20 protein-coding genes are annotated in these 23,063 nt (G+C 66.2%); 9 read left to right on the top strand and 11 right to left on the bottom strand.

What is annotated here, in order from left to right:
• From IT540_RS10740 to IT540_RS10725, 4 genes are all read right to left on the bottom strand, one after another.
• Positions 1–282, bottom strand: a 282-nt coding sequence (locus tag IT540_RS10740; protein ID WP_291177074.1) for a UPF0262 family protein, incomplete at its 3' end; no start/stop codon positions are given.
• Complete coding sequence (gene hisD, locus IT540_RS10735; RefSeq protein WP_291177071.1) at positions 279–1,589, bottom strand: histidinol dehydrogenase; 1,311 nt, start codon at positions 1,587–1,589, stop codon at positions 279–281. The genes IT540_RS10740 and hisD, both read right to left, overlap by 4 nt.
• 128 nt (positions 1,590–1,717) lie before the next feature.
• Positions 1,718–2,161, bottom strand: coding sequence for a DUF2948 family protein (locus tag IT540_RS10730; RefSeq protein WP_291177069.1), 444 nt, complete (start codon positions 2,159–2,161; stop codon positions 1,718–1,720).
• 188 nt (positions 2,162–2,349) lie between these two features.
• Positions 2,350–2,808 carry a DUF992 domain-containing protein gene (locus IT540_RS10725; protein ID WP_291177066.1) on the bottom strand — a complete coding sequence of 153 codons (459 nt, stop codon included), beginning with the start codon at positions 2,806–2,808 and terminating at the stop codon, positions 2,350–2,352.
• A gap of 225 nt (positions 2,809–3,033) precedes the next feature.
• Between IT540_RS10725 and IT540_RS10720 the strand changes: the two genes are divergently transcribed.
• On the top strand, positions 3,034–3,405 hold the full coding sequence (locus tag IT540_RS10720) for a Crp/Fnr family transcriptional regulator (RefSeq protein ID WP_291177063.1): 372 nt from the start codon (positions 3,034–3,036) through the stop codon (positions 3,403–3,405).
• A 158-nt stretch (positions 3,406–3,563) separates the two neighbouring features.
• Here the strand turns inward: IT540_RS10720 and murA are convergent, their stop codons facing one another.
• Both murA and IT540_RS10710 read right to left on the bottom strand, forming a co-directional pair.
• Entirely contained in the window at positions 3,564–4,856 is a 1,293-nt protein-coding gene (gene murA / locus IT540_RS10715; RefSeq protein ID WP_291177060.1) for a UDP-N-acetylglucosamine 1-carboxyvinyltransferase, read from the bottom strand.
• Between the two features lie 142 nt (positions 4,857–4,998).
• The gene (locus IT540_RS10710; RefSeq protein WP_291177058.1) at positions 4,999–5,181 is read right to left on the bottom strand and encodes a hypothetical protein; all 183 of its coding nucleotides are present in this window, start codon (positions 5,179–5,181) and stop codon (positions 4,999–5,001) included.
• A gap of 225 nt (positions 5,182–5,406) precedes the next feature.
• On the opposite strand from IT540_RS10710, the gene bcsS reads away from it, so the two are divergent.
• From bcsS to IT540_RS10690, 4 genes are all read left to right on the top strand, one after another.
• A complete protein-coding gene (bcsS, locus tag IT540_RS10705; RefSeq protein WP_291177055.1) occupies positions 5,407–6,279 on the top strand; it encodes a cellulose biosynthesis protein BcsS in 873 nt (290 codons plus the stop codon).
• 251 nt (positions 6,280–6,530) lie between these two features.
• Positions 6,531–7,202: a TetR/AcrR family transcriptional regulator gene (locus tag IT540_RS10700; protein ID WP_291177052.1), complete on the top strand. Its 672-nt coding sequence runs from the start codon at positions 6,531–6,533 to the stop codon at positions 7,200–7,202.
• On the top strand, positions 7,199–8,452 hold the full coding sequence (locus IT540_RS10695) for an efflux RND transporter periplasmic adaptor subunit (protein ID WP_291177049.1): 1,254 nt from the start codon (positions 7,199–7,201) through the stop codon (positions 8,450–8,452). The genes IT540_RS10700 and IT540_RS10695 overlap by 4 nt, the downstream gene beginning before the upstream one ends.
• Positions 8,449–11,556 (top strand): efflux RND transporter permease subunit, encoded by a 3,108-nt coding sequence (locus IT540_RS10690; protein ID WP_291177046.1) that lies wholly within the window; start codon positions 8,449–8,451, stop codon positions 11,554–11,556. The genes IT540_RS10695 and IT540_RS10690 overlap by 4 nt, the downstream gene beginning before the upstream one ends.
• A 72-nt stretch (positions 11,557–11,628) precedes the next feature.
• Here the strand turns inward: IT540_RS10690 and IT540_RS10685 are convergent, their stop codons facing one another.
• Entirely contained in the window at positions 11,629–12,714 is a 1,086-nt protein-coding gene (locus IT540_RS10685) for a quinone-dependent dihydroorotate dehydrogenase (protein ID WP_291177043.1), read from the bottom strand.
• Positions 12,711–13,052: a DUF952 domain-containing protein gene (locus IT540_RS10680; RefSeq protein WP_291177081.1), complete on the bottom strand. Its 342-nt coding sequence runs from the start codon at positions 13,050–13,052 to the stop codon at positions 12,711–12,713. Before IT540_RS10680 ends, IT540_RS10685 begins: the two co-directional genes overlap by 4 nt.
• A 324-nt stretch (positions 13,053–13,376) precedes the next feature.
• Between IT540_RS10680 and IT540_RS10675 the strand changes: the two genes are divergently transcribed.
• The gene (locus tag IT540_RS10675; RefSeq protein ID WP_291177040.1) at positions 13,377–15,008 is read left to right on the top strand and encodes a DUF262 domain-containing HNH endonuclease family protein; all 1,632 of its coding nucleotides are present in this window, start codon (positions 13,377–13,379) and stop codon (positions 15,006–15,008) included.
• Between the two features lie 317 nt (positions 15,009–15,325).
• On the opposite strand, the gene IT540_RS10670 is transcribed toward IT540_RS10675, so the two are convergent.
• Positions 15,326–16,996, bottom strand: coding sequence for a lysine--tRNA ligase (locus IT540_RS10670; protein ID WP_291177037.1), 1,671 nt, complete (start codon positions 16,994–16,996; stop codon positions 15,326–15,328).
• Positions 16,997–17,282: 286 nt separating this feature from the next.
• Complete coding sequence (locus IT540_RS10665; RefSeq protein WP_291177034.1) at positions 17,283–19,088, bottom strand: hypothetical protein; 1,806 nt, start codon at positions 19,086–19,088, stop codon at positions 17,283–17,285.
• 832 nt (positions 19,089–19,920) lie between these two features.
• Here IT540_RS10665 and IT540_RS10660 point away from each other — a divergent pair.
• On the top strand, positions 19,921–20,799 hold the full coding sequence (locus IT540_RS10660; RefSeq protein ID WP_291177032.1) for an alpha/beta fold hydrolase: 879 nt from the start codon (positions 19,921–19,923) through the stop codon (positions 20,797–20,799).
• 84 nt (positions 20,800–20,883) lie between these two features.
• Here the strand turns inward: IT540_RS10660 and IT540_RS10655 are convergent, their stop codons facing one another.
• A complete protein-coding gene (locus tag IT540_RS10655) occupies positions 20,884–21,399 on the bottom strand; it encodes a DUF2147 domain-containing protein (RefSeq protein ID WP_291177030.1) in 516 nt (171 codons plus the stop codon).
• Positions 21,400–21,780: 381 nt separating this feature from the next.
• Here IT540_RS10655 and IT540_RS10650 point away from each other — a divergent pair, with 381 nt between their 5' ends.
• Entirely contained in the window at positions 21,781–22,911 is a 1,131-nt protein-coding gene (locus IT540_RS10650; protein WP_291177027.1) for an ABC transporter permease, read from the top strand.
• On the top strand, positions 22,908–23,063 hold a 156-nt coding region (locus IT540_RS10645), incomplete at its 3' end, for an ATP-binding cassette domain-containing protein (protein WP_291177078.1). The genes IT540_RS10650 and IT540_RS10645, both read left to right, overlap by 4 nt.

The following is a 23,063-nucleotide window of genomic DNA, read 5'->3' as shown; positions in this document are numbered from 1 at the left end:
GATCGGCTCCTGCTCCGCCGCTCCTTCCATGGCGGACGCCTCCGAGGCGCTGAACACCGTAAGCGCGAGACGGTCCTCGACCAGACCGATGGTCAGCTTGTAGGGACCCTGGTCGCGGCCTTCAAGCTCGAACGAGTTGCCGTCGAGCAGATCGTAGATCGCCACTTCCCGCTCGTGCTCGATGTTGGCGTTGCCGCGTCCGATCGAGGCCGGATCGAGCACGATCTCGGCCAGGCGGTTGTTGGTCTCGACCGTCTCGGTGGATGCGTCGGTATCGGTCATGCGCCTGCCTCCTTTGTCGAAAGCCGGATCTCAACCGACCGTCTGTGGGCTTCGAGCCCCTCGGCCCGCGCCAGCGTCATGGCATGTGGAGCGAGCTTTTCGAGGGACGCTTCATCGAGCTTCAGAATGGATGTGCGCTTCATGAAATCCAGAACGCCGAGGCCCGACGAGAACCGTGCGCTGCGTGCCGTCGGCAACACGTGATTAGGACCGGCCACGTAGTCCCCGATGACCTCGGGGGTATACGCGCCGAGGAAGAGCGCGCCCGCGTTGCGGATCCTGGCCGCCAGCGCCTCGGGATCGCGCGTCGCGATCTCGAGATGCTCGGCCGCGATGCGGTCGGCGAGGGCGGGGGCCTCGTCGTCGAGCGAGGAGACGAGCAGGATGGCGCCGAAGTCGCGCCAGCTCGCGCCCGCGATGTCGGCTTTCGGCAACTGCTGCACCTGCCGCGTCACCGCCGCCGCGACCGCATCCGCGAACGCCGCATCGTCGGTCAGCAGGATCGACTGCGCGGCCGTGTCGTGCTCGGCCTGGGCCAGCAAGTCGGCGGCGATCCAGTCCGGATCGTTGTGCTTGTCGGCGATCACCAGCACCTCAGACGGCCCGGCGATGCTGTCGATGCCGACGATACCGAACACCTGCCGCTTCGCGGCGGCCACGTAGGCGTTGCCCGGCCCCACGATCTTGGCCACGGGCGTGATCGTCTCGGTGCCATAGGCGAGCGCGGCGATGCCCTGCGCGCCGCCGACGCGATAGATCTCGGCGACGCCGGCGAGCTTCGCCGCGGCCAGCACCAGCGGGTTGAGCTGTCCCTTGGGTGCCGGCACTGCGATCACCAGCCGCCCGACGCCCGCGACTTTCGCCGGCACGGCGTTCATGAGCACCGAGCTCGGATACGAGGCGAGCCCGCCCGGCACGTAGAGCCCGGCCGATTCGACCGCGGTCCAGCGGTGGCCGAGCGTGACGCCGAGGCCGTCCTGATAGGTCTCGCTCGAGGGCAGGTGGCGGACGTGATGATCCGAGATGCGGTCGCGCGCGAAGGCGAGCGCGGCGAGCGTGTCCGGGCTGCACGCACGGACGGCGGCCTCGACCTCGTCCTCGCCGACGCGCAGTCCGATCGCGCCGAGGTCCACCTGATCGAATTTCTGCGACAGCGCGATCAGCGCCTTGTCGCCGCGCGCACGCACCTCCGCGATAATGGCGCGCACGGCCTGGTCGACATCCTCCGACACCTCGCGCTTGGTGGCGAGGAAGGCATCGAAACGCGATGCGAAACCGGGATCGGATGTCGAAAGCCGGACTGGCATGGAAAGCTCCGGTGGCGGGACCCTGGCGGCAGGACCCCCTGCGAATGGGCCCTTATAGGCGAGGGTCGCCCAAGGCGAAAGCGCACTGGCGTCACAGAACGTTCCGGACTTTGGCGTCAGGAAAAACGCTATTCGCCCGCGTGCTCGGGCTTGCGCGGGGTGGCCCAGGCGGCGCCCAGGTCCGTGAGGGCAGCCTCGATGCACTCGACGGAGAGCCGCACGGCGCCCCCGCCGGCGAAGGTGAGCATGATGGTGCCCTGTGGGGCCTCGCCCGCCTCGAAGGTGAGGGTTAAGAGTGAGAGCACCTGGTCTTTCTTGGTGAGGTCCAGCCCCTGCACCTGCGCGCCGGTGACGCGCTCGATCCTGACGCCTGTCCGGCGGCGCACGAAATGGTCATGGCGATTCGCGGGACGCGCCGCGTGGCTCCAGTCGAAGCGGTTGGCGACGATGGCGAAGCGCCGCTCGCCCTTGAGGTACGCCATGTCTTCGATACGCAACACGGCGTCCTGCAAGTGCGCCGCGATGATCGACAGATCCTCAGCATCGAAGGCGATGAGCTTGAGGTCTGACATGGGCGCGCGGTCCGTTCGGTTCGCAGCTAGTGTGATGATCGAGAAATTCACCCTGCATGGCAGCGAGGTTTCAAGCGAATTTCTCGATCTCAATCACACTGGCAAGTCAATGATTCTGGTGTCCCTTACGATTCCGAAGTTCGCTCCAGAGCCTGGACGCGAAGTCGGCGAACTTCGGAACTGGGACACTAGCGGATGGAAAGCTCAGCCACGCCGACGGCGAGGTTGAGACCGGTTTGCCCCTGCACGCTGACCGGCTGCAGTGCGATCGTGTCGTTCGAGCCGCCGAGCAGCACTTTCGCGCCGCCGCCGACGCCGATGGCGGCATCCGCGGTCGCGCCCGCATAGTTGCCCCGCAGGCCGCCTTTGACGACGTCGGACGGGGCAAGCACCGTCCAGATCATCGTGCTTTCGTTGGTGACGCCGATATCCAGCCCGATCTTGGTGATCGAAGCGGAATAACGCTCCGACCTGTTGGACAGCGAGACATACGTGCAGTCGTAGGTCTTCTTGGAGCCGAGGATGAGGCCCACGCCGGCGCCGCCGGTGCAGGTAAGCGTCCCGGCTTTCACCTTGGTCTGTGAGAAGGCGGGCGAGGCCACGGCGAACGCCGCCATCGCGGCCAGCACGAATGAAAGTCTTTTCACGGTCGATCTCCCGATCTAGGCAGGTTTCCCACCCTGTCGCCGCTCGGCAAGGCAAGACGTTGATCCCCCTCAATTGCCCCGAAATATGACCGCAGGCAGGCGAATCGGCAACTCCTGCCCACATCTTTACGCTGACGCAAGGTGTCGCCGGCCGGGCGAGGACAGCGGGCCGCTTCCGCGGTATAGTTTCGCCTTATTTCGCGGCGGCGGGACCGAGGCTAGGCCATGTTGGGCGCCCCATTCGATTTTGATTTCCTCGAGCGGTTCAAAATTCCCCTGAAGCGATTTTCGGCGGGCGAGAAGATATTCCTCGAGGAGGACCCGGGCGACTTCATGTACCTCGTCGTCGAGGGAAAGGTGAGCATCGTGACCTACGGGACCGTGCTCGAGAACGTCGGCCTGCACGGCATCTTCGGGGAGCTGGCTCTGATCGACAACTCGCCGCGCTCGGCCGCGGCCCTTGCCGCCGAGGCCACGGAGGTCGCGCTGATCGACCGCGAGACCTTCCTCGAGCTCGTGCGCCACAACCCGGCCTTCTCGCTCTACGTGATGCGCCAGCTCGCCGCCCGCATCCGCCGCATGAACAAGAGCCTCTGACGCGCTCCCCACCACTGTCATCCCGGCCCAGCGAGGTGAAACCGAGCGCAGAGCCGGGATCCAGCGAAAGCTTCTATCGCAGAATATTGCTTTTTTGCGCTGGGGTCTCGGATAGGGCTTCGGCTGCGCCTCCGCTTTCCCGCAGGACATGGGGAGCGTCAACCCTGTGTCAGCCGCTCGATCTGTGCTCCGCACCGCGAGAGTTTCTCCTCGAGCCTCTCGAACCCGCGGTCGAGATGGTAGACGCGGTTGATCATGGTCTCGCCCTCGGCCATGAGCCCCGCGATGACCAGCGACACGGACGCGCGCAGGTCCGTCGCCATCACCGGCGCGCCGGTGAGGCTCTTCACGCCTTTGATCGTCGCCGTGTCGCCGTGCAGCTTGATGTCGGCGCCGAGACGCGCCAGCTCCTGCACGTGCATGAACCGGTTCTCGAAGATCGTCTCGCGGATCACGCTGGTGCCGTGCGCGCGCGTCATCAGCGCCATGAGCTGCGCCTGCAGATCGGTCGGGAAGCCGGGGAACGGCTGCGTTTCCACGTCAACCGGCTCGAGTCCGTTGCCGTTGCGGGTAACCCGCACGCCCTTGTCCGTGTCCGTGACGGACGCGCCCGCCTGGGCAAGCGTCTCGAGCGCGGTTTTGAGCAGCTCCCGCCGCGTACCCTCGAGCACCACGTCGCCGCCCGTCGCCGCAACGGCGAAGGCGAACGTGCCGGTCTCGATGCGGTCCGGCAGCACCGTGTGCACGGCGCCTTCGAGGCGTTGCTTGCCTTGGATGCGCAGCGTCGAGGTTCCGATGCCCTCGATCACGGCACCCATCTTGACCAGGCACGCCGCCACGTCGCCGACCTCTGGCTCCCGCGCGGCGTTCTCGATCAGTGTCTCGCCCTTGGCCAGCGCCGCGGCAAGCAGCGCGTTGTGCGTCGCCCCTACCGACACCTTGGGGAAGATGATGTGCCCTCCGGTGAGCCCCTTGGGCGCGCGGGCGATCACATAGCCGGCGTCGATTTCGATCTCCGCGCCGAGGTCGCGCAGTGCTGCGAGATGCAGGTCGACGGGACGCGTACCGATGGCGCATCCGCCGGGCAGCGAAACCTTGGCCTCGCCCATGCGCGCAACCAGCGGTCCAAGCACCCAGAAGCTCGCCCGCATGCGCGAGACGAGCTCATAGGGCGCGGTCGTGTCCGAGATGTCGCGGGCCGTGAGATGGAACGTCTCGCCGAGATGCGCCGCTCCGCCCGACCGCTTTCCGTCCACCGCGAGGTCGACACCGTGATTGCGCAGGATGCGCGCGAGCAGGTTCACGTCGGCGAGGTTCGGCACGTTCTTGAGCGTCAGCCGGTCCTCGGTCAGCAGCGACGCGATCATGAGGGGAAGCGCGGCGTTCTTCGCGCCAGAGATGGGGATCGTGCCCTTCAGTCGCTCGCCGCCGATGATCTTGATGCGATCCATGAATGGTCCAAGCCTAGCCTTTGCCGAATGCTCGCGAAGCGGTCAGCGGATACTGCGCAGCGCCGCAGGGCGAAGCGCCATGATTAATCGCTTCGGGGGCCGGAGGGCAAACGAAGTTCTGTTCCATCGGCATCGCCGCGCGTCACGAGGCGCTGTCGTCACGCTCCGGAGGCGTGGCCCCGGGCGAAGCCGTTCCCGCGTCGGTCCGCTCTCGTTTGGCACGCATGAGCGCCTTACGCCGGGCGAGGTTGTCGCGCAGCGCCTTTGCCAGCCGCTCCTCCTTGGTGAGCGACGACGGGTCGCCAGTCGGTTTCTTTGAGGTCATGTCGTTCGGGTTGAGCATGAAAGAGTGAACCGGACAGCCACAAGCTAAGCGCCGGCCTTCGCCAGGCCAACAGCATCTGCTCTCCTCAATTTAAGATTGAGAAAAATCAGAATGAGGACAACCTTCAATAGATAATATACAGCATACAGACAACCATTGTTGACTCGATTAACGTTAACAGGTTGTCTGACGGCTTCCACTGCGTGCTCGTTTTTTGTGTGCGTCATGGCGGGGTGGCGTTCAGTCCCGATTTGCGGGTGCCGGCGCAGGCGCGCATGGCTCGCGCCCGCCGCCGCCTTTGTCGCCGGAGCCGCTCTCACGACATCTGTCGCGACGGCATCCGACGAGCAGGCGAGCGGTCGCCAGGTCTGGGCGGGTGCGGATGTCTCCTCGCACGTCTGGCTCGTATATTCCGGTGTGACGTTCGCGCCCTGGAGCGCCATCCACGACGATGGTTTCAGGTTCCGCGCGGCCGCCGGCTACGGCGAGTACGAATATGAGAAGAATCCGAGCCGCGACCCCACGCCCGACCGCACGCTCGATTTTCATGCGCGAACGTACTTCGCGGATTTTCTCGTCGGCTACCTGAAGCGCTTCGGCGAGCTGACGGCCAAGGCCTTCGTGGGCGCTTCCGTCATCAGCCATGAGATCAAGCCGCTGGACGATTTCACCGTGGCCATGGGCGAAGAGGTCGGTATCAAGGGCGTCCTGGAGCTCTGGCTGAACATCGGCGAGCGCGGCTGGGGCTCGCTCGACATGTCCTGGTCCTCCGCGCACGAGACGCGTGCTGCGCGGGCGCGTCTCGGCTATCGCGTCTGGCCGAAGCTCTCCATCGGGCTCGAGGCTGGCATCAACGTCGACTCCCAAGGCGAGTGCCGCATGAAGGGCATCGGCAAGTCTGGCTGCCGAAACGGCTACGGCGAATATGTCGAGCCCGCCGAACTGCTCGACTACGCCCGCGCCGGCGCCTTCGCGCGCTATGAATGGGGAAGGAGCGAGCTATCGCTCGGAGCCGGGGTTCTCGGCGACAAGTTCGCGCGCGACGACGAGGCCGAGATCGCGCCCTACGTCACCATCAACTGGCTCACCCAGTTCTGAGGCGCCCCACGCGCCGGCGCTCGCGGGGTCGACGCCGTAGGGCGGCGAGGTCGAGACCACAATAACAAACTGATTTACCACATTTTTTTCGACAGCGCGCATTTTTCATATGCTTCTGCCCGCCCCCATTGCCCGCCTTGACGGGGCCATAATTTTTAGCCACAAACAAAACGGCCATTCGTTTTGTTTCCAAGGGAACAGCACGCCGCCGGATGATCGGCGAGACGTTCTGCCCGGCTCGGAAGACCGTCATGCCCAAGCTCAAACCCGAAACCCAGCAGGCGCGCCGCGAGCGCATCCTCGATGCCGCCGAGGTCTGCTTCGCACGCGCAGGCTTTCACCGCTGCACCATGCAGGACATCTGCAAGGAGGCCGGCATCAGCGCTGGTGCACTTTACGTCTACTTCGCCTCGAAGGAAGACCTGATCGCCGGCATCGTCGAGCGCGACCGTGCCAAGCTCGCCGCCGAGCTGGCGGATCTGTCCAAGGCGCCCGATCTGCTTTCGGCCCTGGCCCGGCTCGGCGAGCACTACGCGGTCGAGGAGCCGCAGTACAAGCGTGTGCTCGGCATCGAGATCGGCGGCGAGTCGACGCGCAATCCCAATGTTGCCGCCACCTTCCGCTCGGTCGACGCCTACTGCCGGCAGAGCTTCGAGCAGGTGTTCGAGCGCGCCCGCCAGGACGGCAAGATCAAGCCGCAGGACGATTCGGGCACGCTCTCCGAGGTCGTATCGCTCATCGGCGACGGCCTCTTCTGGCGCCGCGCGGTCGATCCCGCGTTCGACATTCACAAGGTGCTGCCCGTGCTCGTGCGCATGGTGAGCACGCTCCTCAATCCGATCGATCCCGCCGTCGCGGGCGCAGTCCTGACGCCACCTGCCGCCGCGGCCGATACATCCGAACGGTCCGAGGCCTCGTCATGAGAAAGCGTGTACTCGTCGTTCTCCTCAGTCTCGCCGGGCTCGGCGTTGCCGCCTACCAGTCGGGCGTGATCGAGCCCTATCTGGCCTCCTTCGCGGCCAGGCATGCCGAAAAGGCGAAGACCACGGCCCACGAGCCGCCGGCGCCGGCCGTCACGGTCATCGAGGCGACGCAGGCGGACTTCATCGAGACGGTGCTGGTCACCGGCTCATTCGTGCCGCGCGAGGAAATCCTCGTCGCGCCTGAGGTCGACGGCCTGCGCGTGCTCGAGCTCAAGGCCGAGGAGGGCGACTACGTCAAGAAGGGCGACCTTCTCGCCGTTCTCGTCACCGAGCAGCTCGACGCCCAGCTCGCCGCCAACGACGCGGCACTCGGCAGCGCCAAGGCCTCTATCGAGCGCGCCCGCAGCCTTATCCTCGAGATGGAGGCGCGCGTCGCCGAGGCGAAGGCGCAGCTCGAGCGCGCCCGCCCGCTCGTACAGTCCAAGTATCTCTCTGAAAGCGTGTTCGATCAGCGCCAGCTCGCCTTCAAGGCTGCAGAAGCGCAGCTCGAGTCCGCGCGGGGCTCTCTCGCTCAGGCCGAGGCCGACAAGGGGCAGATCGAGGCGCAGCGCCGCGAGCTGGCGTGGCGCCGCGGCCGCGCAGAGGTGCGCGCGCCGGCGGACGGCATCGTCAGCAAGCGCGCCGGCCGCATCGGCGGCATCGCGACGGCGAGCACGCTGACCGGCGGCGACACCATGTTCCGCATCATTGAGAAGGGCGAGATCGAGCTCGATGCCGAGGTCGCCGAGACGCACTTGTGGAAGGCGAAGCCAGGCCAGAAGGCCCGCGTGACGGCGCCCGGCGGCGTCGAGGTCGAGGGCACCGTCCGCCTCGTCTCGCCCGAGGTGGACAAGGCGACGCGCCTCGGCCGCGTGCGCATCTTCCTCGGCGCCAATCCGGCGCTAAAGGTCGGCGCCTTCGGGCGCGGGACCATCGAGACCGGGCGCGGCCGCGCCATCGCGGTTCCGCTGTCGGCCGTCCTCTACACCACCGAGGGAGCGAGCATACAGATGGTGAGCAACGGCAAGGTGGTGACGCGGCAGGTCAAGACAGGCCTCGAGACCAACGGAATGATCGCTATCGACAGCGGGCTTGCTGACGGCGACCTGGTGGTCTCCAAAGCCGGCACGTTCCTGCGCGACGGCGATCCGGTGCGCGCCGTGAAGCCGAACTCGACGCTTGGCGGCAAGCTCAGCGAGGCCGCGCCATGAACGTCTCGGCGTGGTCCATCCGCCATCCGGTACCCCCGCTGGTGCTCTTCCTGGTGCTCATGGTGCTTGGCGTCCTGAGCTTCCAGTCGCTGCCCGTCACGCGTTTTCCGAACATCGACCTGCCCATCGTGCAGGCGCGCATCTACCAGTCCGGCGCCGCGCCCTCGGAGCTCGAGACGCAGGTCGCCAAGCGCGTCGAGGACGCCATCGCCGGCGTCAACGGCGTGAAGCACATCACCTCGGCCATAACCGAGGGCTCGTCGGTCACGACCGTCGAGTTCCGGCTCGAGATCGACCCGGACCGGGCGCTCAACGACGTCAAGGACGCCGTGCAGCGCATCCGCACCGACCTGCCCCGCACCATCGAGGAGCCTGTCGTCACGCGCATCGAGGTCGAGGGCCTTCCGGTCGTGAGCTACTCTGCCCGCGCCCCGGCCATGACGCCGGAGGAGCTGTCGTGGTTCGTCGACGACACGCTGGTGCGCCTGCTGCAGGGCGTGAAGGGAGTTTCCGAGGTGCGCCGCATGGGCGGCGTGCTGCGTGAGATCCGCGTCAACCTCGATCCCGACCGCCTGCTCGCCTACGGCACCACGGCGGGCGAGGTAAATCGGCAGGTGCGTGCCTCGAACATCAACCTCGCGGGCGGGCGCGGCGAGATCGCGGGCCGCGAGCAGGCCATCCGCACACTCGCCAGCAAGGAGACGGTGGCCCAGCTCGCCGAGACCATGATCGCGCTGCCCGGCGGCCGTAAGGTGCGCCTCGACCAGCTCGGCACGGTGACGGACGAGGTGGAGGAGCCGCGCACATTTGCCAAGCTCGACGGCGAGGGCATCGTCGCGTTTGCGATCTCGCGCGCCAAGGGCGAGAGCGATACCGCAGTCGCCGCCGCCGTCGCCGAGCGGATTGACGAGATCCGCAAGCTCTACCCGGACGTCACGCTGCAGCGCATCGACAACACCGTCGACTACACGATGGGCGCCTACGAGGCGACCATGAAGACCCTGCTCGAGGGCGCGGCATTGGCCGTCATCGTCGTGTTCCTGTTCCTGCGCGACCTGCGCGCCACCATCATCGCGGCCGTAGCCCTGCCGCTTTCGATTGTCCCGGCCTTCTGGGCCATGTCGGCGATGGACTTCTCGCTCAACCTCGTGAGCCTGCTCGCCATCACCATCGTCACCGGCATTCTCGTCGACGACGCCATCGTCGAGATCGAGAACATCGTGCGCCACACCAACATGGGCAAGTCGCCCTACCGCGCAGCCCTCGAGGCGGCCGACGAGATCGGCCTCGCCGTCATCGCCATCACCACGACCATCATCGCCGTGTTCACGCCGGTGTCGTTCATGGGCGGCATCGCCGGCCAGTACTTCAAGCAGTTCGGCCTCGTCGTGGCGGCCGCGGTGTTCTTCTCGCTGCTGGTGGCGCGCCTCGTCACGCCCTTGCTCGCCGCATACTTCATGCGTGCCCACGACCATGATCCGGCGGAGGGCCGCCTGATGCGCCTCTATACGCGCCTCGTGAGCTGGTCCGTGCGCCATCACTTCGCGACCGTCGGGCTCGGCCTTCTGGTCTTCGCCGGCTCCGTGGGGAGCTTCTATCTGCTGCCGTCCGGCTTCCTGCCGCAGGAAGACTCGGGGCGCATGCTGCTCGGCGTCGAGCTGCCGCCGGGTTCGCGCCTCGCCGACACCGAAGCTGTCACCGACGAGGTCGCCCGCCGCATCAAGGCGCGCTCCGACGTGGAGAGCGTATTCGCGCTCGGCGGCACGCTGCTTGGCGGCGGCGAGGAGGTGCGCAAGGCGACGCTGATCGTCACCCTCTCGCCGCGCGGGAAGCGCGCTCTGAGCCAGAGCCACATCACCGCCGAGATCAGCCGCGACCTCGCCGCCCTCCCCGACATCCGCTACTTCTTCCTGCAGGACAACGGCCAGCGCGAGTTCCAGCTCGTCGTCACGGGCCGCGACGGCGCCGCCGTCACCGACGTCGCCGCCGAGCTCACGAGCCAGACCAAACGCCTGCCCATGCTGCTGAACGTCGTCTCGACGGCGGAGCTGGACCGGCCCGAGCTGCGCGTCTACCCGCGCTCGGAGGTGGCGGCCGAGCTCGGCATCACCACCGAGACCATCTCCGAGGCGGTGCGTATTGCCACCATCGGCGACATCGGCGCCAATCTCGCCAAGTTCGACGTCGGCGACCGCCAGGTGCCGATCCGCGTGCAGCTCAAGACGAGCGCGCGAGAGAGCCGCCAGCTCCTCGAGGAGCTGAAGGTGACCTCGACCTCGGGCACCGCCGTGCCGCTCTCGGCCGTCGCTACGTTCGACTACGGCCAGGGTCCGACCGCCATCGATCGCTACGACCGCACGCGGCGCATCGTGCTCGGCGCCGACCTCGTGACCGGAACGCCGCTCGGCGACGCCGTCAACGCGGTGCTCGCGTTGCCGGCCGCCAAGGATCTGCCGCCCGATGTCGAGATCAAGCAGTTCGGCGATGCCGAGGTCATGGGCGAGGTGTTCGAGAGCTTCGGCCAAGCCATGGGCGCCGGCCTGATGATGGTCTACGCCGTGCTCGTGCTGCTGTTCGCGAGCTTCCTGCAGCCGATCACCATCCTGTTCTCGCTGCCGCTCTCGATCGGCGGCGCCATCGCGGCATTGGCGCTGACCGGCAACCCGATCAGCCTTCCGGTCGTCATCGGCATCCTGATGCTGATGGGCATCGTGACCAAGAACGCCATCATGCTGGTCGACTTCGCCGTCGAGGAGATGCGCCGCGGCGTGTCCCGTGCCGAGGCCATCATCGACGCCGGCCGCAAGCGCGCCCGCCCGATCATCATGACCACCATCGCCATGGCGGGCGGCATGCTGCCTTCGGCGCTGGCGTTCGGATCCGGCGGCGAGTTCCGCGCCCCGATGGCCATCGCCGTCATTGGCGGCCTCATCTCGTCGACGGTGCTGAGCCTCGTGTTCGTGCCCGCCGTCTTCATGGTAATGGACGACATTGCGAGCTGGCTGTGGCGGCGGTTCAGCCCCCACATCGGTCAAGCCGACGAGCCCGACGACGGCGCCCCCAAGCTCCTCCCGCGGCCCGGAGCCCACGCCCCAGCCGAGTGATGCCCCCTCCCCAACGGGGAGAGGTCGGAAGCGATTGAAAAATCGATTCCAGGTGAGGGAGCATTGTCGCGATCAGAGCGCTTTCGCGGCCCATTCGGCGGCGCGGATGCCGGTCAGCTCCGTGATCGACTTTACGCCGCGCTCGCGGCACGCCTGCGCCAGGTGGTCGTTGATGCGTCCGATAAGCCCCGGGCCTTCGTAGATGAGGCCCGTGTAGAGCTGCAGCAGGCTGGCGCCCGCCTCGATCTTCGAAAGCGCCGACTCGGGGCTGTCGATGCCGCCGATGCCGATCAGCGGCACCTTGCCCTCGCTCGCCCGATAGACGCGCGCCAGCATCACCGTCGACCGGTGGAACAGCGGCCGCCCCGAGAGCCCGCCGGCCTCCTCGGCGGCCGGATCGGTCAGCCCGGTGCGATCGAGCGTCGTGTTCGACACCGCAATCCCGTCCATGCCGCGCCGGACGAGGGCCGAGATGACCGGCTCCACGGCGTCGTCTTCCAGATCCGGCGCCAGCTTGACGACGATCGGCCGCCGCGGCGCGCTCTCCGCGATCTTCTCCGCCCGCGCCGCCATGATGCGCGACAAGAGCGCGTCGAGCGCGTCCGGCGCCTGCAGGTCGCGCAGCCCCGGCGTATTCGGCGAGGAGATGTTGACCGTGAAGTAGCTCGCGACGTCGTAGAAGGCCTGCAACCCCGCCACGTAGTCGCCGGCGCGGTCCGGGCTCTCCTTATTGGCACCGATGTGGACGCCGACGACGCCGCGCGTCGCACGCGCCTTGAGGCGCGCCAGCGCTGCCGCATGGCCCGCGTTGTTGAAGCCGAGCCGGTTGATCACGGCGCGGTCCGGGATCAGCCTGAAAACGCGCGGCTTCGGGTTGCCGGCCTGCGGCTTGGGCGTCGTGGTTCCGATCTCGGCAAAGCCGCAGCCGAGCCCCAGCAGGGCATCCGGCACGCGCGCATCCTTGTCGAACCCCGCCGCGACGCCGACCGGATTGGGAAAGATGAGACCCAGGGCGGACGTTTCGAGAACGGCGTTGTGCTCATTTCCGCAACGCGGGTAGACGCCGAGCTCGAGCGCCCGCAGCGTCAGCTCGTGCGCGGTCTCGGGCTCAAGAGCGAGCAGCAGCGGGTGCGCGAGGCTTGAGAGCGCACCGATCATGCCGCGACATCCTCGGGAATGATTGGTATGCCGTCTTCGTTGAGCGGCAATGGCTTTTCCCAGAGCGCATGGGCCGTGGGCAGCACGCCGTAGAGGTGCGGAAAGAGCGCGCCGCCGCGCGACGGCTCCCACACGAGCGCATCCGCGATCGCCGCCTCGTCGACCGCGACCAGGAGAAGATCCGCAATGCCTTTGAAATGCTTGGCGGCGGTTTCCCGCACTTGGTGCGCCGCCGAGAAATGAATGAACCCGTCGCTGAGATCGACGGCCGAGCCGCGATAAGTTCCCTCGCGACAGGCATCGCGCCAGGCTGAACGTTCAACGATCTTGAAAATCATTGCGTCCGTGTGTCCGGTTTCACGCACTGCCGCGCAACGTGTCGCGCAGCAGACATCGTCTTGTTTCCGCGCGCGCCGCCCTGCGCTACACTTATGTGCTCGTCTCTCAAGGTCGATCTCGTGTAAACTCATGACGCTCGGCTGAGCGAGCCGACCAGGCAAATCGAGCGGGGCCAATAGCAGGGGCAGCGGGGGTGGTGTGCACCCCCCATACTACATTTCGTACGACGATCCGACGGACATTTTTGAGGGTCTTGCCCGCGATGGGCGTCGCGGGAGAGGAGGTGTCGTGCTGCGTCAAGAAGAAGACGGGGACGTTACGGCGTGCACGAGCTTATTTCAGTCAGCGTCCTGCCTCTCAAGGACCTGTTCTCAGACGCCTTTCATTTCAGGCTTCCCTATTTCCAGCGCGCCTATGCGTGGCAGACGGCGGAGGTAGGGCGGCTCCTGTCCGACATCACGGCGGCGATGCGGACCGACGGGGGCAAGCGCGGCTATTTCCTCGGCAAGTTGATGGTGGCGCAGAGGAAGGGCCAGCCCGACACCGCGCTGGTCGACGGCCACCAGCGCATCATGACGCTGACGTTGCTGTTCGCGGTGCTGCGCGACCTCGAGAGCGATCCCGTGCTGCAGGAGAGGCTCAACGGGTTCATCCGCGGCCGCGAGATGAGACTGACGCCCCAGGAGGCCATCGCGCCTACCTGCGAGCGCTTCGTGCAGGCCCCGGGTGCCACCTCCGTCGAGCCGGACGAGGATTTCGACGCGGCGTCCGAGAGCGAGCGCAACCTCATCGAGAACCGCAACTACCTGCGCACGGAGCTGTCGGATGTTGAGTTCACTCCCGAGTTGAGGCATGCCCTCATCGACTACCTCGCGGAGCGGTGCTGGGTCATCGTGTCCTCGGTGGAGGACGAGGACGAGGCATGGGCCTTCCTGCGCACGGAGGAGGAGACCCGGGTCGATTTCTCGAAGTCCGATCGCGCCAAGTTCAACCTGCTCTCCATCGTGCCGGCCGGCGAGCGCACCGAGTGCCAGAAGATTTGGGAATCCTGCGAGGCGCTGCTCGGCGCCACGGACATGCATGCCCTGCTCGGGCACCTGCGCACGCTGAAGCGTCGCAAGCAGACCGGCAAGCCGGTCGAGGTCGAGATCGCGGAAAGCTACAAGTTCAACGTCGCCGGTGCCGGCTCATCGTTCCTGAAGGCGCAGCTTCAGCCTGCCGCCGAGCGCCTTGCCGCCCTGCGCAGGAGCGCAGATAACCCGTTCGGTGTGGGCGAGTTCGCCGAGCGCCTCAAGTGGATCGACATGCAGTTGTGGGTTCCCGCCGCGCTGCTCTGGCTTCAGCAGCGACGCGACGCCGAGGAGACGCAGCTCTTTTTCAGGCGCCTCGAGCGGCTGGTCTGGACCATGAAGATCGCCGGCTTCGACCCCACCAAGCAGCACAACCGCATCGTCCAGCTTCTGGGCGAGATCGACCGCGGCGGCGCCGTGGGCTCGATGCGCGAGCTCGACGTTACGGCCGAGATGCGCGAGAAGGCGCTCTCCAATCTGCGCAGCCCCTCGTTCGACGCCAAGCACTTCAGCGGGCGCGTGCTGAGGCGCATCAGCATTGCGCTCGGCCAGGACCCGGGACCGATCGAGCGTGATCGGCTCACCATCGAGCACGTCCTGCCGCGCGCGTTTGCGCAGAGAAGCGGCTGGCGGACGCATTTTCCCACGCCGCGCTCGGTCAAGCAGCACGCCCACCGGCTCGGCAACCTCACCTTTCTCTCTCCGGAGGAGAATCAGAAGGCGGACGCCCAGGACTGGGTGGTGAAACGTCCCATTCTCGCCGGCTCGCAGTTTCTCTTGTCGCGCCGCCTCGCCGACGTGGAGGAATGGTCCCCGGCCCAGATTTTCGGCCGCACCGAGGACCTGATCCGCCTCCTGTTCAAGGAGTGGGAGATCAAGCCCTGAAACGCGGCTGCCCCCTCACCCGCTGGCTGCGCTCGCGACCTCTCCCGATCGGGGAAAGGTAGACACAGCGCGACCCACTTCACCTCTCCCCGATAGGGCCTGTTGCTTGAGACGGGTTGGAAACCCCGTTGCGCTGCCGCACGAGGAGCCTGGGGGCGTGGTGTTTGTGGGGGCTGGCGTGGATCCCGACCTTCGCCGCGATGACGTTTGTTATGTGGATGCCGCGAGCCTCCCCTCGATATCATCCCGTCGAGGGCCGGGACCCACGCAAGTTCCCACTCGCTCGACATTGAAAATGATTGAGCGGCTGAGAGGGCTTACGCCTCGGCGTCGGCGGCGAGCAGCTCGCCCTTGAGCGCGGCTTCGATCAGCGCGCGCGTCTCCGGGACGCCGTAGAGCGCGATGAACGAGCCGAAGCGCGGGCCTTTGCTCTCGCCGAGCAGGATCTCGTAGATGCTGTTGAACCAAGCGTTCGAGACGCCCGGCTTCTCGGGCGTCGCGCCCTTGGCGGCGAAATCCTGGTAGCGCGGCACGGCCCGGCCGACGTCGTAGAGGATCGCCTGCAGCTCCTCGGCGCTGGCCTCGGCCGGCGCCTTGGCGAGCGCCTCCGACAATGCCTGCAGTGCCGCCCGCTCCACATCGTCCGCCGCGCGATGGCGCTTCTTCGGCTTCACGAAATCCGCATAGTAGCGCACCGCATAGCCTGCGAGATGGTCGAGCAGCGGATGCGCCTCGGGGCTTGCGTCCGGGAAGTGCCGCCGGATGAAGCCCCACAGCACGGACTTGTCGTGCGCGTTGGACGCCGCCACCAGGTTGAGCAGAAGCGCGAACGTGATCGGCAGCTCGCCCTCGGGCGGATTTCCGGCGTGAATATGCCAGACCGCGTTGTCGAGGCGCGCCTTGCCGTCCTGGCGCGGATAGGCGGCCAGAAGCTGCAGGTACTCGTCGACCGCGCGCGGGATCACGTCGAAGTAGAGCCGCTTCGCCGTCTTGGGCTTTTGGAACATGAACAGCGACAGGCTCTCCGGCGAAGCGTAGGTCAGCCACTCCTCGATGGTGAGGCCGTTGCCCTTGGACTTCGAGATTTTCTCACCGCGCTCGTCCAGGAACAGCTCGTAGTTGAAGCCCTCGGGCGGCGCGCCGCCGAGCGCGCGGCAGATCTTCGACGACAGCGTGACGCTGTCGATCAGGTCCTTGCCCGCCATCTCGTAGTCGATGCCGAGCGCGGTCCAGCGCATGGCCCAGTCAGCCTTCCACTGGCACTTGACGCGCCCGCCAGTAACCGGCGTCTCGACCTTCTCGCCGGTCTCGGGATCGACGTAGACGACGGTGCCCGTCTTGGGATTGCGCTCGATCATCGGCACCTGCAGCACGCGGCCGGTACGCGGCGAGATCGGCAGGAACGGCGAGTAGGTCGCGCGACGCTCGGGCCCGAGTGTCGGCAGGATGATCTCCATCACGCGATCGTAGACCTCGAGCATCTTGAGCAGGGTCTCGTCGAAGCGTCCCTCCCCGTAGCACGCGGTCGCCGAGTAGAACTCGTACTCGAATCCGAAGCGATCGAGGAAGTCGCGCAGCATCGCGTTGTTGTGGTGCGCGAAGCTCTCGAACTTGCCGAACGGATCGGGCACGCGCGTCAGCGGCTTCTCGAGGTTCTGAAGCAGTATCTCCTTGTTCGGCACGTTGTCCGGCACTTTGCGCAGGCCGTCCATGTCGTCGGAGAAGCAGATGAGACGCGTCTTGCGCCGCCCTTCGGTCAGCGCCTCGAACGCATGGCGCACCATGCTCGTGCGCGCGACCTCGCCGAACGTGCCGATGTGTGGCAGCCCGGACGGACCGTATCCGGTCTCGAACATGACCGTCTTCTCGGCCCCGCCCTTGATCTTGTCGAGACGCTGGATGAGCCGGCGCGCCTCCTCGAACGGCCACGCCTTCGCCTCGCCGAGCGCGGCGGACAGGGCAGGATCGAGGGTGGCGGCTTCGGTCATGTGAGGGCTTTCAGCGCTTGGAAGCTTGGAAGGTAATGTGCGTCGGCGCAATCCGGAGCATTGCATCCCGCAAATCGAAATTGCGAGGCCGCAACCTATGAGGCGCGGCAGGGCGCGTCAATCGACCCGCACCCCTGTCGTCCCGGCCGGAGTGGCGGCGCGACAGCGGCGCTACGAAGAGCCGGGACCAGGGGCAGCAAACGCCAACGTCCCATACGTCGCCCTGGGTCTCGGCTCGGCGCTTGCGCGCCGTCCGGGATGACAGCGTGGCGCCTACGCGCCGACGCTACGCCGTCGTCTGCGCGGGTCCCGCCGGGCGGCGCGGGCGGAAAAGGCGCCGCAGCATCAGGAGCAGGATCACGCCGAACAGCGCCAGCCCGATCACCACGAGCGGATGTTTCTCCCAGATCAGGATGGGCGAGATCTGTCCCTCCCAGACCGCCCTCGCGTCGTCGAGCATGACCTCCGGGCTGCCGCTGCCCTCGCGCAGCATCATGTCCACGGCCCGCGCCTGGTCGCGGCTCGCGAGCACCGCGTCGCGCACGCGCGGCGCCGCGAGGCTCTGCATCTTGCCCGGCGCCGCGGCGACGGCAGCGAGCACCCGCGCACGCGGCTCCGGCTCGAGCCCGTCCAGATAGCGCGAGAGCGATTCGAGCTCGGTCTCCGAGAAGGCGCGCGCCAGGCGCTTCAAGTCCTCGGTGCCGAGTCCGAACAGGCGGTCGCGCGCTTCGGGAGCCAGCGCCGCAAGACGGGTGATCGCCACGTGATCGTCGAGCGCGAGCAAGGTGGTGAGCGTCTTGCGCGTGAACCCTTCCGGCGCCGCGCGGCGGTAGACCTCGTGCTCGAGCACCTTGGGAAGCTGATCGCCGGCAAGCTGGGACCAGCCGAGGGCGGCGTTGAGGGAACGCGTGTCGCGCGCGATCGTCATGGCCGGCTCGGGCAGGAAGCGCACGGCCTCGTTGAGCGTGCCGTCGCCGAGCCGCTTGAGCACGGCCGCCTCGCCGCCGGACGCCAGCTCCAGCGCCACCACCTCGTCCAGGCGCGGCAGCTGCTCCGGCTTCACCGTATCGAGGAACGACCGGAAGCCCGCGTTCTTCTCGGCCAGCTCCAGCGCCTTCTGATGCGCGTTGCGGAAGCTGCGCCAGATGTCGACCACGCGGTCGGCGGCCTTGGCTGCGATCTCGTGAAGGTGGGCGGCGATCTGCTCGTCGATGGTCTTGGCCAGCTCCGCCTTGACCAGCCCCTTGGTGGCCTCGGACTTCATCTCCTCGGCGACGATGGGCAGCACGCCGTTCCTGAGCTCCCAGATGTCCTTGGCGACGAGCACCAGCCCGACGCCGCCGGCCGCGACGGACACCAGGCGGGCGAGGATGCTGCCCGCGAGCCGCTGTCCGACGCGAGCCGCGATGTTGGCGAGCTGGCGGCGCATCAGGATCATCGCGGCACCCGCAATGCCCTGGCTGGATTGCTGGATCACGGAGCCGGAGGAGACGGGCGCGCGGCCGGCGGCCGACTGCACCCCGAAATCGCGTTCGACGTCCCCTGCCACAACGCCCGCCACGGTCGCGCCGTAGCGCTCGCCAAGGAACGCGCGCAGACATTCGAGTGCCGGGGCGACCGCATCCTGGCTCGCGAGCTCGAGCGTCTGGCCGACCTCGTTGCCGACGCCGGTGGCCAGCCCTTCGATGGCGGTCTTCATGGCGTCGGACGTATAGACGCGTTCAGCCACTGCAGACGAGATTTCCTGGGCCTTCTCGGAGTTGATCAGCGATTGCGCAAGCCCCGCCCAGCTCGTCTCGCTGCGGACCTCCTCGATAGCGAGGTCCACGCGCTTGGCGAGCAGGTCGTCCATCTCGAGGCGCCGCCATTGCCGGTCGACGCTGCTGCGGTAGTCGAAGCTTTTCACGCCGCTCTCGAGCGCCTTGAGCGACAGCGCCTCGATCGAGCGGCGGAAGCCGGCCTCGTCCGCGGCCTGGCAGGCCTCGTAGTCGGCACGGGTCATGGGGGGAGCGGCAAAGACGGGTGCGGCGTCGCGCGCTGTAAGTGCCAGAGCAAGCAACGCCGAGACGGCCGGGCGCAGAAGAAAGGACAACGACACACTCCAGGCAGGCACGCGAGGGGCGTGAAGTCTCTGCGCGCCGGGTGCCGTTCACTATACGCGCCGCGGAAAGAGCGGCCCAGTGACATTTCGGACACCATGTTGCAATCCAGACCGTCACGCGGACGGCCGGTCCGATCTGCGAGGCCGGGCGGAGCTGGAAAAAATTCCGACCGAGCCGTGGAAATCTATCGGTGCGGCAATCTGTCAACCTGGGCAATCCGATCGCAATATCCCCGGCCATTCCGCCGAGAAACACAATCGGCTCGTAGTGTTATAAATCATCACGGGTGATGGGAAGCAGTCGGACAGTCCGTTGACGACAGTCAGGCCGTCACATTTCCGCCGTACACAGCCCAGACTAGGGCGAGGCCGGCAGCCGACGGTTTGTTGCCGGTCCGGGCGAGTGTGAGAGTTCACGCGAAGGTTGTCCGGCAAGCCATGATGGTCATGATCCTATTTACCTTGCGACCGATAGCCCTATAGGCAAGTGCGGTCGTGGGTTGCAGGTAGGGACCACGGGTGGCCCTGAAGCGGGATCACGGCACCGGACTCCTCGCATGGAGCGTCGCAATCCAAGCGCGGCGAACATCAGCCGGTTAGTGAAATATTTTCGTTTGGGTGGGCTAAAGGACCCAATGGCTGCGCCGAGGGATCTGCAACGCGTTCGATCGCCTTAGTGCTCGACATAAAAGTGGCGAGGCACGGAAACCAAGGAGCAACGATCTGGATCTGAATGAAATGGAATGCAAACTCCAAGCTTGGCATTTCCGGATTAATCGGCTTTATTCCGTTTTGAGTAGTAACAGCGAGTTAACCTAACCGCATGAGCAAGAAAGAAAAAATCAACGCCTATCGCGGCAGCTTGGTTATTCCGGGTGGCAGGATCGGCGTCCTCTTGGTGCATAGCCTCGGCGGCAATCCGGTTGAATTGCGCTTTGTCGCTCAGGGTCTTGCGCGTCAGGGTTATACTGTTTACTGCCCCCTTGTTCCGGGCCTCGGTGGTGGCACCGACACGTCCGGCCTCTCGACTTGGCAGGATTGGTACGCGGCGCTTGAGACCGCGCACGACGAGCTCAAGGCGCATTGCGATGTCGTCATCGTCGGCGGTCTGTCGGCGGGCGCCATGCTGGCCTTGCGGCTTGCACGCGAGCGCGCGAGCGAGGTCGACGGTCTGCTGCTCTACGCGCCGACCATCTGGCCCAACGGCTGGGCCATCCCGCTGCATTTCAATCTGTTCGCGCTCATCTATCACAAGTGGGTCGCATCCTTTCTGCGCCTTCGCCAACGCGCGCCCTTCGGCATCAAGGACGAGCGGATCCGCAACTTCGTGATCGACAGCTTCAAGAGCGAGGGGCGTCCGCTGGAGGATCTCTTCGGCCGCGGCGGCGGGCTCGTCTGGGAGTTCAAGACGCTCGCGCGCGACGTCAAGCGCAGGCTGCGCGAGATTCCGCAGCATGCCGCGATCTTCCATCCGCGCGAGGACGACCAGAGCGACATCTCCAACGCGTTCAAGCTTCAGCGCGAGTTGGGCGGCGTGGTCGAGGTCACTGTGCTCGACGACAGCTATCACATGGTGACGCTGGACCGTCAGCGCTCGCTCGTCGTGGACCGGACCGTCGAGTTCGTGCAGCGCCTCACTCAGAGCATCGAGGAGAAGGCCGCCGTCGCGCGTCTCGTCAAAGGCAAGGGCATCGCGGAATAGCCGCGCTCCATATCCGATTTGCGATTGAAAAAGGCCGGGTGAAGAACGCCCGGCCTTTTCTCTTGTATGTCGCGTTTCGGGATCTCAGGCGGGCGGAGGGGCGCCTTCGCACCGAGGAAGATCGCCCGGCGCCCGAGTCCATGTGAACGACTTGCCAAGCATCTTCATTCCGAGATAGCCGGTCACCGTCAGCTTGTCCGCCTTGGCGAGCTGAATGGCGGCGTCGTAGGTCTTGCCGGTCTTCGGATCGTAGATCTTGCCGCCGTCGAACGTGCCGTCTGAGCGCAGCCCGAGGCCCCAAAGCATCGGCAGGCCGCAGATAGGACGCCCATGGTTCGCCGGATCGGGGTTGTAGCGGTCGTGCTTGGGAACTCCTTCGGCGTTGAGCGGCTCCTTGAGCCAGACGATGCGGCCGCAAAGCCGGTTGGCATTCTCCGTACAGATGTAGATTTCCACGGCGCCCTGTCCGCTGTCGTCGTACCAGACGCCGATCTCGGGACGGGCCGCCGCGCTCTCGGAGGAAAGAGCGACGAGCCCGATGAGAAGAGCTGGAACGAGCCGCAGGGCGGCGCCCGCAAGGGCGAGAACTCTCTCGATCATGAAAGGAACCTGATGGCTTGAGCTGCTTCCAGAGTGCACCTGCGCCGATGGGTGTCGCATCGTCGCAGGAGCCTTAATCTGCAACCAAAAGAGGCGAAAACACGAAAGTGAACCGTTATGAGTCAACAGCCTCGCTATATCAAGAGGGCGGAAACCCACTTACCATCTTTCTGCCCAGGCGCCTTAATTTGAAGGCATTGGCGCTACAAGGGTAGTGTGGATACGGCGCAAAACCTATATACCGGCTCGCAGAAACCATAAGTTAAGCCGCGCGCCACGTACGGGCATTGTTTCGAGCAACTCTTCCATTACGCTCGACGGCCGAAACCCGGTCCGTGCCCCAGGCGCGCCGACTCCGTCAACCGATCGGTCCCTGAGAAGATGATCCTGACTCTCGCGTTCCGAAATCTCTTCCACGACCGCATCCGGCTCGCCGTGACGCTGGTGGGGATTCTGTTCTCGATCGTGCTCGTCGCCATCCAGCTTGGCATGTACCTGGGCTCGAGCCGCATGATCACGTCCATGATCGAGCGCTCGAACAGTGACCTCTGGATCATGGCCTACGGCGCCAAGAGCTTCGAGGAAGGCGGCATCCTGCTTTCGACGCGCGAGCGTCATCAGGCGCTCGCCACGCCGGGCGTCAAGGCGGTGATTCCACTCGTCGTCGCCTTCGCCGAATGGCGCAAGCCCGAGGGCGGCTCGACGCGCGTGGTTCTCGTCGGCACCGATGCCGAGGACGGCGCGCTCGAGCCGTGGTCGCTGGTTGCCGGCACCTGGCAGGACATCAAGTCCCCCGACGCCATCTCCGCGGACGACACCTACTTCCGCGAGCTCGGCATCAACGGCATCGGCGACACGGCACAGATCGCCATGGGCCGCGTCAAGGTCAAGGCGCTGACGCACCGCATCCGCTCGTTCACGCAATCGCCCTACGTTTTCACGACCCTGTCGCGCGCCCGCAGCCTGCTCGGCGCCGAGAGCGACAAGGCGACCTACTACCTCGTGCAGCTCGAGCCCGGTGCGGACGTCGAGACCGTCCGCCGCGAGCTTCTGAACCGCATGGAAGGCGCCGAGGTGCTGACCAAGGACGAGTTCGAGGACCGTAGCTTGAGGCAATGGCTGTTCCGTACGGGTGCCGGCCTGGCGCTCATCGGCGGTGCCCTGCTCGGCATCCTGGTCGGCACCGTCATCGTCGCGCAGACGCTCTACTCGAGCACCAAGGATCACTTGAACGAGTTCGCCACGTTGCGCGCGCTCGGCTCCTCGTCGGGCTACATCTACAGGGTGATCCTCGCGCAGGCGGGCTTGAGTGCCGTGATCGGCTATGTGCTCGGCATCCTGATCGCGCTCGGCATCCTCTACATCAGCCGCAACACCCCGCTCCCCCTGGTTATGACACCGGGCCTCGCGCTCGCGCTCTTTGGGCTAACGCTCTTCATGTCGGCGGTTTCCGCGATTTCGGCCATCATCAAGGTCACCCGCATCGACCCAGCCACGGTGTTCAACAGATGACGCACCCCGTTCTCGAGGCAGAAAACGTCGTCAAGGAGCTCGGCAAGGGTGCCGGCAAGGTCGTGGCGCTCAAGGGCGTGAACCTGTCGCTGGTTAAGGGCGAGCTGACGCTGCTCATGGGTCCGTCGGGCAGCGGCAAGACGACCCTGCTC

The organism is Hyphomicrobium sp. (assembly GCF_020852195.1).
GTDB lineage: Bacteria > Pseudomonadota > Alphaproteobacteria > Rhizobiales > Hyphomicrobiaceae > Hyphomicrobium_C.
Note: the sequence above shows the minus strand (reverse complement) of the source record. Positions and strands in the feature narration are given on the sequence as shown.

Bases quoted from the DNA above. Each gene is read 5' to 3' on its own strand.
- IT540_RS10695 (WP_291177049.1), top strand. From the start codon at position 7,199: ATGAGAAAGCGTGTACTCGTCGTTCTCCTCAGTCTCGCCGGGCTCGGC.
- IT540_RS10660 (WP_291177032.1), top strand. From the start codon at position 19,921: ATGAGCAAGAAAGAAAAAATCAACGCCTATCGCGGCAGCTTGGTTATT.
- IT540_RS10690 (WP_291177046.1), top strand. From the start codon at position 8,449: ATGAACGTCTCGGCGTGGTCCATCCGCCATCCGGTACCCCCGCTGGTG.
- murA (WP_291177060.1), bottom strand. From the start codon at position 4,856: ATGGATCGCATCAAGATCATCGGCGGCGAGCGACTGAAGGGCACGATC.
- IT540_RS10670 (WP_291177037.1), bottom strand. From the start codon at position 16,996: ATGACCGAAGCCGCCACCCTCGATCCTGCCCTGTCCGCCGCGCTCGGC.
- IT540_RS10710 (WP_291177058.1), bottom strand. From the start codon at position 5,181: ATGACCTCAAAGAAACCGACTGGCGACCCGTCGTCGCTCACCAAGGAG.
- IT540_RS10700 (WP_291177052.1), top strand. From the start codon at position 6,531: ATGCCCAAGCTCAAACCCGAAACCCAGCAGGCGCGCCGCGAGCGCATC.
- bcsS (WP_291177055.1), top strand. From the start codon at position 5,407: ATGGCGGGGTGGCGTTCAGTCCCGATTTGCGGGTGCCGGCGCAGGCGC.
- IT540_RS10720 (WP_291177063.1), top strand. From the start codon at position 3,034: ATGTTGGGCGCCCCATTCGATTTTGATTTCCTCGAGCGGTTCAAAATT.
- IT540_RS10650 (WP_291177027.1), top strand. From the start codon at position 21,781: ATGATCCTGACTCTCGCGTTCCGAAATCTCTTCCACGACCGCATCCGG.
- IT540_RS10655 (WP_291177030.1), bottom strand. From the start codon at position 21,399: ATGATCGAGAGAGTTCTCGCCCTTGCGGGCGCCGCCCTGCGGCTCGTT.
- IT540_RS10680 (WP_291177081.1), bottom strand. From the start codon at position 13,052: ATGATTTTCAAGATCGTTGAACGTTCAGCCTGGCGCGATGCCTGTCGC.
- IT540_RS10730 (WP_291177069.1), bottom strand. From the start codon at position 2,161: ATGTCAGACCTCAAGCTCATCGCCTTCGATGCTGAGGATCTGTCGATC.
- hisD (WP_291177071.1), bottom strand. From the start codon at position 1,589: ATGCCAGTCCGGCTTTCGACATCCGATCCCGGTTTCGCATCGCGTTTC.
- IT540_RS10685 (WP_291177043.1), bottom strand. From the start codon at position 12,714: ATGATCGGTGCGCTCTCAAGCCTCGCGCACCCGCTGCTGCTCGCTCTT.